This is a genomic window from Candidatus Hydrogenedentota bacterium (genome assembly GCA_012730045.1).
GTDB lineage: Bacteria > Hydrogenedentota > Hydrogenedentia > Hydrogenedentales > CAITNO01 > JAAYBR01.
In genome coordinates this window covers 1-12959 of the sequence record JAAYBR010000050.1, presented here as the reverse complement: position 1 = coordinate 12959, position 12959 = coordinate 1, and the positions used below count along the sequence as shown (strand labels likewise).

Below are 12959 nucleotides of genomic sequence, written 5' to 3'. Positions count from 1 at the left end.
GCGCGGCGTCTCCTTTTGGAGTGCGGCGGCAACGACGCCGCTTTGGTTCCCGGGAAAGAGCTGCCGGGAGGGGTGCGGCATGGATCCTCCCCGGGCAAAGCGGTGTCGCCGCTTCGCTCTGCCACCGTACTCCACATAACAGACGGACTCGCCAAGGACGTGCGGGGGCTCGCGATGACGCGCCTCTCCACGGTCATCGCGGGGAGGCCGCACCGTGGCCGACGTGGCGACCTCTTGGCGGAATGCCTGCGCCGCGCGGAAGTCCTGCGGGCCGCTTTCCGTGGCGCTGCCGTCCCGGCGGCCTTGTCCCCCTTCCGGATTTTCCGCCGTCTTTGCGGTGGGGCTACCCCATGAATTACCATTGCGGCGGCGGGGGACAGGGCGTTGTTTTCCCTGTCTTGGCGCCGGGTGACTGCCCGGGGAACTTGCCCACCGATGGATGCTGAAAAGATACTGGAACTGCTGCGCGCCGTGGCGGCGGGGGAGACGGGGCCGGAGGCGGCGGCGGAGCGCCTGCGGGCGCTGCCCTTCGAGGATGTGGGCTTCGCGAAGGTGGACCACCACCGCGCCCTGCGCAAGGGCTATCCGGAGACCATCTTCTGCGCCGGGAAGACGCCGGACCAGGTGGTCGCCATCACGGAGCGCATGCTGGCCCAGGGCAGCAACGTCCTCGGCACGCGCTGTCCCCCGGAGACCGCCGCGGCGGTGCTGGCGGCGTTTCCGGAGGCGGTCCACCACGCCGTGGCCCGCGCGTTTACTGTCACCGTGTCCCCCGCGTCCGCGCTGGACGGCCATGTTGCCGTGGTGTGCGCGGGGACCAGCGACATCCCCGTGGCGGAGGAGGCGGTGGTGACCTGCGAGAGTCTGGGCTGCCGGGTGGACCGGGTGTACGACGTGGGGGTGGCGGGCATCCACCGGCTGCTGGGCCAGCGGGAGCGCCTGGACGGCGCGACGGCGCTGGTCGTGTGCGCGGGGATGGAGGGGGCGCTGCCGAGCGTGGTGGCGGGGCTGGTGTCCTCGCCGGTGATCGCCGTGCCGGTGAGTGTCGGCTACGGCACGGGGCTGGGCGGCTTCGCGGCGCTGCTGGGCATGCTGAACGCCTGCGCCACGGGCATGACGGTGGTGAACATAGACAACGGCTTCGGCGCGGGGGTGGCGGCGGCCACCATCGTCCGGATTGCGAACGGATCGGCCCGATGAAAACCCTGTATCTCGACTGCCTGAGCGGCATCAGCGGCGACATGACCGTTGCCGCGCTTCTCGACCTGGGCGCGGACTTCGGCGCCCTAAACGCGGGCCTGGCGTCGCTGGGCGTGCCGGACTTCGAGATCTTCACGGAAAAGACCGTGAAGCGCGGCATGGCCGCCACGCGCTTTGAGGTGCGGGTGGCGGAGCACGACCACCATCCCCACCGCCACCTGCGGCACGTGCTGGAGATCATTGACCGGGGCGCGCTGCCGGAGTCCGTGAAGGCCGGCGCGGCGAAGACCTTCCGCCTGATCGCGGAGGCCGAGGCGGCGGTCCACGGCACAACGGTGGAGAAGGTCCACTTCCACGAGGTGGGGGCCATAGACTCCATCGTGGACGTCGTGGGGGCCGAGCTCTGCCTGCACCTGCTCGGCGTGGACCGCGTGGTGGTGTCCCCGATCAACACGGGCACCGGCACGGTGCGCTGCGCCCACGGCGTGATGCCCGTGCCCGCCCCGGCGACGGCGCTGCTGCTGTGCGGCGTGCCCGTCTACGGCGACGGCGACGGCGAGCTGACCACGCCCACGGGCGCGGCGCTGGCGGCCGCGTGGGCGTCGTCCTTCGGCCCGCTCCCCCGGATGACCGTGGAGGCGGTGGGCTGCGGCGCGGGCACCCGCGACCTGCCCGACCGGGCCAACGTGCTGCGGGCGCTGCTCGGGGAGTCGGAGGACGCCCCGGCGGGGGACGCGGACACGGTGGCGGTGCTGGAGACGCTGGTGGACGACCTGAGCGGCGAGCTGACGGCCCCGGCGGTGGAGGCCGCGCTGGCGGCCGGGGCGGTGGACGCCTTCCTCACGCCGGTCACGGGGAAGAAGGGGCGGCCCGCCTTCCTGCTGACGGCGCTGTGCCCGCCGGAACTGCGCGACGCGGTGGCGCGGAGCCTGTTTCTCAACACGACCACCCTGGGCGTCCGGATCCGCGAGGAGCGGCGGACGGTGCTGCGGCGGGACTGGGAAACCGTGTCCACGCCGTACGGGGAGGTGCGGGTGAAGACGGCGGCGCTGGACGGGGAGCGGATCACGGCGCACCCGGAGTTCGAGGACTGCCGCGCCCTGGCGGAGGCGGCGGGGGTGCCGGTGCGGCGTGTGGCCGATGCGGCCCTGGCGGCGTTTCAACGCGGGGAGGAGTGACTCCATGAAGAAAAGGACGGCGGTGTACGCGGGCAGTTTCGACCCCCCCACGCTGGGGCACCTGGACCTGGTCATCCGCGCGGCGAAAATCTTCGACCGGGTGATCGTGGCGGTGGCCTGCAACGAGGCCAAGCAGGCGCTGTTCACGGTGCCCGAGCGCATCGAGATGCTGGAGGAGATGACGGAGGGCATGGCGGGCGTGGAGATTGCGTCGTTCTCCGGCCTCACGGTGGACTTCGCGCGGGACCAGGGCGCGGCGGCGCTCATCCGCGGCCTGCGCGTGGTGTCGGACTTCGAGTTCGAGCTGTCCATGGCGATTAACAACCAGAAACTGAACCCCGACGTGGACACGGTGTGCCTCATGCCGAGCGAGCCGTACCTGTTCCTCAGCTCGCGTCAGGTGAAGGAGATCGCCTCCCTCGGCGGCAAGGTGGGGCACTACGTCACGCCGGCCGTCGAGATGCGCCTGCGCGGCAAATTCGCGAAATAGCCCGCGTTCCGAAAAGGAGCCCCTTTTGAGCGTGAAAAAGGCCCTGTTTTTCAGCGTCAAGCTGGCGTTCATCGCCGCGGTGTTCGCCGCCCTCTTCCGCCCGGAGTGGGTGGGCCTCGGCGCGGACTTCTTCGGCGGCGTTCGGCCCGTGGACATCCTGCGCGAGATGCGCCGGGTGAGCGGGGCGGGCCTGGGCGGCTTCGCGTTCTGGATGGCCTGCGCCACGGCGGTGAAGCTGCTGGGCATCACCTGCGGCATCCTCCGGTGGCGGCTGCTCCTTGCGGGGCAGGGCCTGCGCATGCCCCTGCGGCTCATGGCCTACCAGTGGTTCATGGGGCGCGCCATCGGGCTCGTGCTTCCGGGCACGGTCGGGCTCGACGGGTTCCGGCTCGTCGAGTCGTCGCGCCACACGGGCGACCCGGTCAAATGCGCCACCGTGATCGCCGTGGAGAAGCTCACGGGCATCATCGCGCTGTCCTTCCTTGTGTTCGCCACCTTCCCCCTTGGCTTCCGCTACCTCAACATCAACATCCCGCTGCTCGCGGTGATCATGGCCTGCCTCCTCGCGGGCGTGGCGGGCAGCCTGTCGCTGCTGCTGAACCCCCGGGTGATCCAGGTGCTCGTGGCGGTGACGCCCGTGCCCGGGAAGGTGCGCAGCCTGGTTAACCGGCTGGGCGACGCCGTGACGGCCTACGCGGGGTCGCGGAAGTCGCTGCTGGCCGCGCTGGTCTTCGGCGTGGGGGTGCACCTCGGCACCTGCACGACCTTCATCTTCACCTTCATGGCGATCCGGTCCGAGCACACCTCGGTGGCCGACATCTTCTTCGTTGGCCCGCTCATGATCACGGCGTCCGTGCTGGCCTTCACCATCTCCGGCATCGGTGTGCGCGAGCTGGCCTTCGGGCTGGTGCTGGGCGCGTCGGCGGGCCACGCCACCGCGATCCTGGGCGGCCATCTGGAGATGTGGGCGGGGGAGATATTCCCCTTCATTCTGAGCGTGCCGCTGCTGCTTTTCGGGAGCCGGGCGGACATCGAGCACATCCGGCAGGACATTGCCGACTTCCAGCGCGAGCGCGCGGTTCTGGGCGCGGGGCGGGGGCTGGCCCTCTCGCCGGACGAGACCCGGGACTACCGCCGCCGCATCTTCGGCATGATGACCGCGTGCAAAACCGGCGGGCTGGCGGCGGGGGCCTTCATCGCCCTGGCGGAGGCCCTCTGGCTGTGGCGGACCCTGGAGGGGCTCACCGACCCGGGCATGTTCTGGTGGGGCCCCGTGGTCTACGGCCTGGTCTTCGCCGCCGTTGGCGGATGCGCCGGCGCGGGGCTCGTGTTCCTCTGCCTGCTCGTGGACCGCTTTCCGTCCTGGCGCTTCAGCTTCGCCTTTTCCATGGCCGCCTGCCTCGGCGGGGGGGCGCTGGTCATCGGCGCGTTCCGCTACCAGCGCGACGTGCTCTCCGGCCACGCCTTCACGCCCCAGGCGCTGCTGGTGCTGCTGTGCGCGGCGGCGGGGCTGGCGCTGGTTGCCGGCGTGTCCGCCTACGTGAAGGCGTCCATCGTGAGCCGTCTGCTTTGGCGAAACCCGGTCGCACCCGCGTTCTTCGGCGTGGCCGGATGGCTGCTGCTGACGGTGTTCGGCCTGACCCTTTCGATGTTCCTCGGAAGCGCGCTCGAGCCCGGTGCGGGCAGGGCCGTCGTGTCCCCGGCGAAGGGCCCCAACCTGATCCTTTGCACGATAGACGCGCTGCGGGCGGACTACCTGCCCCTGTACGATCCGGCGGCCCCGGCCAAGACCCCGAATCTGGACGCGTTTGCCAGGGAGGCGGTGCTGTTCAAGAAGGCCTACTCCCAGGCGTCGTGGACCAAGCCCTCTTTTGGGACCCTTTTCACCGGCCGTTATCCCGGGGGACACGGGGCGACGACGAAGACGGCCATGCTCTCCCCCGACGTGCCCACGCTCGCCGGGCTGCTGGCGGCGGCGGGGTACCACGCCCAGGGGTTCACCAACAACCCCAACACCATGGCCGTGTTCGGGTTTGACCGGGGCTTCTCGGACTATGCCGAGCTGAAGCCGTCGGCGCTGCTGGGCGCGCCGCAATCCGCCGTGTCGCTCTCCCTGTACCAGGTGCTGCGCAAGGTGTTCCTGACCGTGGAGGGGAAGGTGCGCCGGGGAAAACTGCGCGTGACGGACTTCTACCAGCCCGCGGAGGCCGTGACAGACACGGCGCTGGACTGGGTGGACGGGCCCCGCCCCCAGGACCGCCCGTTCTACCTGTACCTGCATTACATGGACACGCACGACCCGTTCATGGACCACAGCCGCCCGGGCGTGGGTTATGCCCGCGCGCGGATGGAGAGCCCGGACCCGGAGAAGTTCCTCGAGCCGATGAAGCGGGCCTACATCAGCGAGATCGAGTATCTGGACGGGCACCTGGGCCGGCTCTTCGACGGCCTGCGCGAACGCGGCCTGTGGGACAACACGGTGGTCGTCTTTGTGTCGGACCACGGCGAGGAGTTCTTCGACCACGGGGGCTGGTGGCACGGGCAGACCCTGCACGAGGAGCTGGTGCGGGTGCCCCTGGCGGTGAAACTCCCACAGGGCGCGCACGGCGGCGAGGTGAACGGGGACCTCGCCCGGCTGGTGGATCTGGCGCCGACCTTCCTGGGGCTGGCGGGGCTGCCCCCGGCGGAGGGCATGTCCGGCGCGCCCCTTTTCGACGCGGACCTGAACCCCGCCAACGCGGGCACCGCCTATACCTACGCGGAGAACGACTTCGAAAACAACATCCTGAAGGCCGTGCGCGACGGGCGGCACGCCCTGATCACCGCGAACCCGGGCAACCCGCGCGGCGCGGCCCCCGTCGCGCTGTACGACACGGAGCACGACGCGAAGGAGCTGAACAACATCGCGGCGGACGAGGCCTACACGGAGCTGCTTCAGGCGCTCACCGGGGTGCTGGACGGGTACCGCCGCGTGATTGAGGAGAACGCCCCGGAGCCCGCCGGGGACGCGGCGGTGGGCGGCATGGACCGCGAGCAGCTCGAGGCCCTGGGGTACCTATGAGCGCGCCGCGCCGCGAGATGGGGGGGCGCGCCGCGGCGGTGGTGCCGCATGTGTTCCGCGCGCGGGCCGCCGCCCTGGCCCGCGGGGAAGGACAGCCATGAGCGACCTGGTCCGGATGAGCATCACGATGGAAAAGGAGCTGCACGACCGGCTGGAGGAGGCCCTGAAGGCGGGGCCCGCCGTGAGCCGGTCGGAGTTCATCCGCGACCTGGTCCGCGAGCGGCTCGCCCGGGACGCGTGGAAGAACAACGAGGAGGCCGTGGGCACCATCACGGTGGTCTACGACCACGAGGTGCGCGAGCTGACGCAGAAGCTGACGCACCTCCAGCACCATTACCACGACGCCATCCTGGCGACCACGCATGTGCACCTCACGGAGGAACTGTGCGCGGAGATGATCATGGTGCGCGGACGGGCCTCGGAGATCGAGGCGCTGGCCGAGGGCATGCGCGCGCACAAGGGCGTCCTGCACGCCGCCGTTTCCATCGGCTCCACGGGCAAGCGGCTGGCGTCGGCGCGCCGCCGTCCGCACCGCCACACGCATCCGCACTGACGCCGGGGCCGCGGCCTTCAGGATTCCGCGGGCGGGGCGTTCAGGGCCGCGAGGCCGCAGGGGGGAGGGGCGCTGCGGTCGGCTTCGCGGCAGCGTTGCAGCAGCGCGGCGGCGTCCTCCGCTTCCGGCGTGGTGAAGAGGCCCAGCTGCGCCGCGAGGCGCGCGGCGGCCTGGGGCACGGGGAGGCTGGCCAGGCCCGCATCCCGCAGGCGGTGGACGGCGCGCAGGGTGCGCAGGCCGTCGAACCACTCGTGGAAGGCGCGCAGACGGTGGCTGGGCGTGGGCGCCCCGGCGCGGAGGCGTTCCCAGGCGGCGGGGAACCGGGCTTCCTCCAGGAACATGGCCAGCGCGGGATGGGCTGCGCCGGCGGCGCGCATCCATTCCCCGGCGGGCGCGTTCGCGGCGGCGGCGGCGCGGGTGAAGCCCAGCCATTCCCGCAGGACCGCGTAGACCCGCGGGTCGTAGGTGCGGATGAGTTCCGGGTTGCCGCGCCATTGGGAGAGCTTGGCCCCCGTGCCAAAAGGCACGCGGGCGGACGCGCGGGCGGAGGGGAAGACCTTCGCCCCCGGCACGCGCCGGACGGTGCCTGTCTTGGCGAGCTGCTGGAGGAAGTAGAAGTCCTCGCCCGCCTCGCGGCGGTTCATGCCGCCCGCGGCGGCGTATGCGGCGGCGGTGCAAATCATGGTGGAGCCGATGGCGGGGAAGGCGTAGGGCGACCCGGCCCATCGCAGGCCCCGCGCATAGCACCGGATGTGCAGCTCATAGGCCGCCATGGCCGGCGCTTCCAGGGGATGCTCAAAATCGCACCACCCCGCCCACGCGCCCGGGGCCTCCCCGAAGGCGGCCAGCGCGTTGAGGTATCCCGGCGCGGCGGGGGAGTCGCCGTCGAGACTGGCCAGCACGGCGCCGTCCGCGGCGTCCAGAATCCCCAGCGCCAGGTCGAGGCCGATTTTTCGCGCCGTGCCCACCCCCTCCCCCGGGGGAATGGCGCGGCCCGGTGACGCGGCGTCCACCCACGCCAGGGCCGCGCCGGGGCAGGCCAGCCGTCCCGCGCGCAGCGCTTCCAGCGTTTCCCGGTTGTCCGCCGCCTGGGCGGGGTCGGCGTGCGGGGGCGGGCGGTTGTTTACCACCACGACCACCTGCGCGGGCGTTTCGCCGGGCAGCAGGCTGGCCAGGGTTTCGGGCAGGAAGGCCCCCTCGCCGAGGGCGGGCAGGACAACGGCGGTGCGGGCGGCGGGGAGAATATCGCCTTCAAGGGTCCATGGTCCGAGCGCGCCCCGGCGGCGCAGGTAGGCCGCGCGGGCGCGGCTCACGCGTGCTGCGCGAGGACGCGCATGGCCGACAGGAAGTCGGGCTGCTCCAGCCAATGGATGACCGTGCCGCGCCGCTCCATGCGCCGGAACCAGGTCTCCTGGCGGCGGGCGAACTGGCAAATCGCGCTGTTGAGCTTCTGGAAAAGGTCGTTCTTGTTGAGGATGCGCCCCTGGATGAACAGGGAGACGCAGCGGTACTCCAGCCCGAGGCGCTCCAGCCGCTCCCAGGAATGCCCCGCCGCGTGCAGCTCCTCCACCTCCTCGATGAGCCCCGCGTGCATGCGCTCGTGGAGCCGCCGCGCGATGCGCCGCCGCAGGACCTCCCGGTCCATGGACACGCCCAGGACCAGCGGGTTGAACGCCGGCGTCTCCGCGGCGTCCCCCTCCGCCAAACCGGCCGCGCCCGCCTCGGCGACCTCGATGGCGCGCACCAGCCGGTCCCGGTCCTCCAGGTCCGTCGTGTTGTGCAGGTCGGGGCGCAGGGCCAGCAGCCGCGCGCGGAGCGCGTCCTCGTCCAGCTCCGCCAGTTCGGCGCGCAGTTCCGGGTTCTCCGGCGCGTCCGCAAAGGAGTAGCCCCCGAGCACGGCGTCCAGATACAGCCCCGTTCCCCCCACGGCCACGGGCACCGCCCCCCGCGTCGTCACATCGGCCAGGGCGGTGAAAAAGGCCCTCTGGAAATCGTAGACGCTGAACTCCTGCTCGAGTCCGGCGATGTCAATGAGGTGATACGGCACGGTCTTGCCGCCGGTGGTGTATTCCGAGAGGTCCTTGCCCGAGCCGATGTCGAGCCCCCGGTAGACCTGCCGCGAGTCCACGGACAGGATTTCCCCGTTGAGCGCCCGGGCGATCTGCACCCCCAGCGCCGTCTTGCCTGAGGCCGTCGGCCCAAGCACCATGAGGCCATTGGTCTTCTTCACGTCCGCGCCCATGGCGGTATTTTACCCGGGTTGCCCCGCGCGCCGCCACTTGCGGCATGTTTCGGGTTTTTGGGACGGGCGCGGCGGACTAGAGAAAACCCATGGGCTGGTCGGTGATGTCGAAGGTGAACCGTCGCTCCGCGGGCGGCGTGCCGGACTTTCCGCCCGGGGACTGCCAGTAGTCCAGGCTGGCCCAGCGCTTGGTCCCGTCGAGGGTGAATGCGCATTCCAGGTGGGCCTGGCCCTTGGTGGAGTAGGCGCGCAGCACATGCGGCCCCGGGGCGAACTCGAAGACGAAGGTGTGCCAGTTGTGCCCCCCGCCGTGGGAGAACCGGTGGTTCACGGCGGTCCTGCCGTCCACGCACACGAGGATGTCCACTTCCGGGGTCTGCCGGCTGTGGTTCCAGACGCTCAGCTCGAAGTTGCCCGCCGGGGTTTCAGTCATCGTCCCGCCGGCGCACACGGAGGAACCAAGGGGCGCCGGCGGCGTTTTCACGGAGCGGCAGGCCGGGAGCATCAGGACGGCGCAGACCGCCAGCACGCACGCTGTCCCCCGCAACATCGCGTCGGCAGTGTTCATGGAAGGCTCCTTTTCGTTTCTTTTCGGGGTGGCCGCGTTTCCGAAAGCCCACCCTTCCCGTTCTGGTGACGCGTGTGGGCATTTTAGCAGCTTCCATGTCGGAAGATGTGCCGCGCAGCGCGGACATTCCGACAAGGGGGCGCCGCGCCGGTGCCTCCCTTTGGAGTGCGGCGGCAACGACGCCGCTTTGGTTTTTCGGGAAAGGGCCTCCGGGAGGGGCGTGGCATGGTTCGTCGCTTGGGAAAGCGGTGTCGCCGCTGCGCTCTGCCACCGCACTCCACAGAACAGCCGGGACCGCCGACGCCATTGGAGCAGCCCTTTCTTCAACGACATTCCCGCCTCCGGGCGGTCAGGGGCTCGCGATGACCACGGAAATCAACGTCATCGCGACGGAGCGCCGACGAGGGCAGTGGCCTCGTTCTTGGAACGGCGTGAACACCCCTGCGCGCCATTCAGCGCCCGGGCGTCCGGCGGAGAGGTGACTGCGGGGCCGGATTTTCGCTAAAATGAACGGCGGGGACGGGGTGTGCGGCGCGCGGTTCGCACAGGAGCCATAGACAACCTTGGAGGAGCTTGCCATGAGCGAACGCCACGAATTCCGGACGGAGGCCCGGCAGCTGCTGGACCTGATGATCCACTCGGTCTACTCGAACAAGGACATCTTCCTGCGGGAGCTTATCTCGAACAGCTCGGATGCCCTGGACAAGCGGCGCTTCGAGGCGGTGAGGCAGCCGGAGCTGCTGCCGGAGGGCACGGAGCTGGCCATCCGCATTGACACGGACCCGGCGGCGCGCACGCTGTCGGTGTCGGACAACGGGATCGGCATGACGCGGGACGAGGTGCGCGACCTGATCGGCACCATCGCGAAGTCGGGCACGCAGGAGTTTCTGAAGGCCCTGCGCGAGGCGAAGGACGCCGCGGCGTCCACGGCGCTGATCGGCCAGTTTGGCGTGGGCTTCTACTCGACGTTCATGGCGGCGGACCGGGTGGTGATGGTGACGCGCCGCGCGGGGGAGGAGACGGCGACGCGGTGGGAGTCGGCGGGGGACGGCTGGTACACGCTGGAAGACGCGGAGCGGGATGCGCCGGGCACGACGGTGACGCTGCACCTGAAACCGGCGGACGAGGAGGACGGGCTGAAAGATTTCACCAAGGAGTGGGAAATCCGCCAGCTGGTGCGGCAGTACTCGGACTTTGTGGCGTATCCGGTGCGGATGGAGGTGGAGCGGACGGAGCGGGACGGCGAGGGGGAGGGCGCGGAGCGGACGGTGCGCACGCTGGAGACGCTGAACTCCATGAAGGCCATCTGGCTGCGCGGCCGCGAAGAGGTGCCGGAGGAGGAGTACCACGAGTTCTACCGGCACATCAGCCACGACTGGAACGACCCGCTGCTGCGCATCCAGGCGAAGATCGAGGGCACGCTGGAGTACCGGCTGCTGCTGTACATCCCGTCCAAGGCGCCGTGGGACCTGGCCTACCGCCACATGGACAAGGCGCGCGGCGTGCATCTGTACGTGAAGCGGGTCTTCATCATGGACGACTGCTCCGACCTGCTCCCGGAATACCTGCGCTTCGTGCGCGGCGTGGTGGACTCCGAGGACCTGCCGCTGAACATCTCGCGCGAAATACTTCAGCAGAACCGCCAGATCCAGCGGATGAACCGGGGCGTCACGGCGAAGGTGCTGGGGGCGCTCAAGGACCTCGCGGAGAAGGACCCGGAAAAATACGCCGCGTTCTGGGCGGAGTTTGGCCGCGTGCTCAAGGAGGGCCTCTTCCAGGACGCGGAGAACCGGGGTGCGCTGCTCGACCTGGCGCGCCTGCGCAGCACGGCGGGCGACGCGGAGACGTCGCTGGCGGACTATGTGTCCCGCATGCAGCCGGGCCAGACGGAAATCTACTATCTCACGGGGGACAATCTGGAGACCCTGCGGCGCTCGCCGCATCTGGAGGGCTTCGCGGCGAAGGGGTGGGAGGTGCTGCTGCTGTCCGACCCGGTGGACGAGGTGTGGACCGGGGCGGTGGAGAAATACGGCGACTTCGCCTTTGTCTCGGCGGCGCGGGGCACCGCCGCCGCAGGGACGGAAGAGGAGCGGAAGCAGGAGGAGGAGGCGCGGAGTGAACGGGAGAAGGAGGACGCGCCGCTGCTCGCGCGGATGAAGGAGGCGCTGGGCGACCGGGTGAAGGACGTGCGGCTGTCGTCGCGCCTGACGGAATCGGCGGCGTGCCTCGTGTCCGACGAGGGCGACCTGTCGCCGCAGCTGGAGCGCATTCTCAAGGCGATGGGCCAGGAGGCCCCCGCCGTGAAGCGCATCCTGGAACTGAACCCGGACCACCCGGTGATGGTCGCGCTGCGGCGCCGGCATGCGGAGGACCCGGACGCGCCGGTGGTCGCCGAGTATGCGGAGCTGCTGCACGGCCAGGCGGTGCTCGCCGAGGGCGGGCAGCTTCCCGACCCTGCGGCCTTTGCGCGGCGGGTGGCGGACCTCATGGCGCGCGCCGCGGACTAGGCGGCGCGCGGGGCGGCTACTGCGCGGCGGGCGGCACCATGACCGGCGGTCCGCCGAGGGGCGCCACGACGATGCCCTCGTCCACGCGCTTCTGAACCAGGTCGGCGCTCTCCTGCGCCGCCTTCTTCAACCCGGGGTCGGCCTCCGTCTCCGCGAGTTTCCGGAGCGTGTCCAGCACGGAGGCGTCGCCGGCGTCGCCCAGGGCCTGCACGGCGCGCGCGCGCGCCCGGGGGGGCAGTTCCGTGTTGGCTGCGGCCTCCTGGAAGAGGGGCAGGTTGGCCACCCACTGCGCCTGGGGGATGCCGCCGACGATCTGCGCCCGCTCGGGCAGCGTGGTCTCCGGAAGCGCCCACAGGGCCACGGAGCGCTGGACCGCCTCGGGGTCGCCCGAGGTCAGCATGCGCAGCACGGCGGCGTGGGCCACATAGGCGTCCGCGTCGTCATACAGCTCGCGGATGCGCGCCACCGTCTCCGGCCCGGCCTGGTTGCGCACGGCGAGCGTGGCCAGCAGGTGGACGGCGTTCGCGCGGGTCACGCGGTCCTGGTCCGCGGCCGTCAGGTCGAGCAGGCGCGGTTCGTGGTCTTTCACGATGACCGGGGTGAGCGTCATGACGGCGCAGACCTTGCGCAGGGGGTCGCCCGGATTCTCCGCGATGATGTCCAGCAGGGGCGTCAGCGCCGCCGCGCCGTTCGCCGCCAGCGCCCTTCCCAGCTCCTCGGCGCGGGCCTGGTCCTGCAGCGCCGCGCCGCCGCCCGCGGCAAAGGTGTTCCACTGCGCCATGACGGCGTCCGGGGCCTGCTTCGGCGTGTCGGGCGCGGGCGCGCCGGGGGCTGCGGCTTCCGGGGCCGCGGGGGGGGCTTCGGTGCCGATGCCGCATCCCGCGTGCAGCAGGGCGGATGCCAGGCAGAGGATCATGATTGCGTGACGCATGGCGGGTCTCCCGTTGGGGTTGCGCGGGCCGGTCACCCGCGGGCGTTAAGCGTATCACATCCGGTTTCCGCGCCGCCGGGGCGGAGGTGGCGGTCTGCCACAGCGTGAATGGACGATATGGACGGAATGGACAACATGGACGGGACGGACAGGATAGTCAGAGCCCTTCGACAGGTCGTTTCTCCTGTCAATATCGTCCATTTTGTCCATTCCGTCCATATCGTCCACG

At 70.7% G+C, this 12959-nt stretch carries 10 protein-coding genes; 6 read left to right on the top strand and 4 right to left on the bottom strand.

The genetic code is table 11. The features are described 5' to 3' along the window. Positions 1-435 precede the first annotated feature (435 nt). From larB to nikR, 5 genes are all read left to right on the top strand, one after another. Complete coding sequence (larB, locus tag GXY15_05240; protein ID NLV40617.1) at positions 436-1200, top strand: nickel pincer cofactor biosynthesis protein LarB; 765 nt, start codon at positions 436-438, stop codon at positions 1198-1200. After that, complete coding sequence (larC, locus tag GXY15_05235; protein NLV40616.1) at positions 1197-2378, top strand: nickel pincer cofactor biosynthesis protein LarC; 1182 nt, start codon at positions 1197-1199, stop codon at positions 2376-2378. Before larB ends, larC begins: the two co-directional genes overlap by 4 nt. A gap of 4 nt (positions 2379-2382) precedes the next feature. Further along, positions 2383-2868 carry a pantetheine-phosphate adenylyltransferase gene (gene coaD, locus GXY15_05230; GenBank protein ID NLV40615.1) on the top strand — a complete coding sequence of 162 codons (486 nt, stop codon included), beginning with the start codon at positions 2383-2385 and terminating at the stop codon, positions 2866-2868. Between the two features lie 25 nt (positions 2869-2893). Continuing rightward, complete coding sequence (locus tag GXY15_05225; GenBank protein ID NLV40614.1) at positions 2894-5929, top strand: sulfatase-like hydrolase/transferase; 3036 nt, start codon at positions 2894-2896, stop codon at positions 5927-5929. A gap of 97 nt (positions 5930-6026) precedes the next feature. Continuing rightward, a complete protein-coding gene (gene nikR / locus GXY15_05220; protein ID NLV40613.1) occupies positions 6027-6482 on the top strand; it encodes a nickel-responsive transcriptional regulator NikR in 456 nt (151 codons plus the stop codon). A gap of 17 nt (positions 6483-6499) precedes the next feature. Here nikR and GXY15_05215 read toward each other — a convergent pair whose 3' ends face one another. The 3 genes from GXY15_05215 to GXY15_05205 all read right to left on the bottom strand — a co-directional run bounded on the left by GXY15_05215 (position 6500) and on the right by GXY15_05205 (position 9292). Next, complete coding sequence (locus GXY15_05215; GenBank protein ID NLV40612.1) at positions 6500-7795, bottom strand: hypothetical protein; 1296 nt, start codon at positions 7793-7795, stop codon at positions 6500-6502. Next, complete coding sequence (miaA, locus tag GXY15_05210; GenBank protein NLV40611.1) at positions 7792-8724, bottom strand: tRNA (adenosine(37)-N6)-dimethylallyltransferase MiaA; 933 nt, start codon at positions 8722-8724, stop codon at positions 7792-7794. The genes GXY15_05215 and miaA overlap by 4 nt, the downstream gene beginning before the upstream one ends. Positions 8725-8800: 76 nt before the next feature. Continuing rightward, complete coding sequence (locus tag GXY15_05205; GenBank protein NLV40610.1) at positions 8801-9292, bottom strand: hypothetical protein; 492 nt, start codon at positions 9290-9292, stop codon at positions 8801-8803. A 578-nt stretch (positions 9293-9870) separates the two neighbouring features. On the opposite strand from GXY15_05205, the gene htpG reads away from it, so the two are divergent. Continuing rightward, positions 9871-11799 (top strand): molecular chaperone HtpG, encoded by a 1929-nt coding sequence (gene htpG / locus GXY15_05200; GenBank protein NLV40609.1) that lies wholly within the window; start codon positions 9871-9873, stop codon positions 11797-11799. A gap of 16 nt (positions 11800-11815) precedes the next feature. Here htpG and GXY15_05195 read toward each other — a convergent pair whose 3' ends face one another. Next, on the bottom strand, positions 11816-12730 hold the full coding sequence (locus GXY15_05195; protein ID NLV40608.1) for a hypothetical protein: 915 nt from the start codon (positions 12728-12730) through the stop codon (positions 11816-11818). Between the last annotated feature and the right edge of the window lie 229 nt (positions 12731-12959).

What these genes read in the sequence shown, in the direction of transcription:
- larB (NLV40617.1), top strand. Translation starts at nt 436, where the DNA reads ATGGATGCTGAAAAGATACTGGAACTGCTGCGCGCCGTGGCGGCGGGG.
- larC (NLV40616.1), top strand. Translation starts at nt 1,197, where the DNA reads ATGAAAACCCTGTATCTCGACTGCCTGAGCGGCATCAGCGGCGACATG.
- coaD (NLV40615.1), top strand. Translation starts at nt 2,383, where the DNA reads ATGAAGAAAAGGACGGCGGTGTACGCGGGCAGTTTCGACCCCCCCACG.
- nikR (NLV40613.1), top strand. Translation starts at nt 6,027, where the DNA reads ATGAGCGACCTGGTCCGGATGAGCATCACGATGGAAAAGGAGCTGCAC.
- miaA (NLV40611.1), bottom strand. Translation starts at nt 8,724, where the DNA reads ATGGGCGCGGACGTGAAGAAGACCAATGGCCTCATGGTGCTTGGGCCG.
- GXY15_05205 (NLV40610.1), bottom strand. Translation starts at nt 9,292, where the DNA reads ATGAACACTGCCGACGCGATGTTGCGGGGGACAGCGTGCGTGCTGGCG.
- htpG (NLV40609.1), top strand. Translation starts at nt 9,871, where the DNA reads ATGAGCGAACGCCACGAATTCCGGACGGAGGCCCGGCAGCTGCTGGAC.
- GXY15_05195 (NLV40608.1), bottom strand. Translation starts at nt 12,730, where the DNA reads ATGCGTCACGCAATCATGATCCTCTGCCTGGCATCCGCCCTGCTGCAC.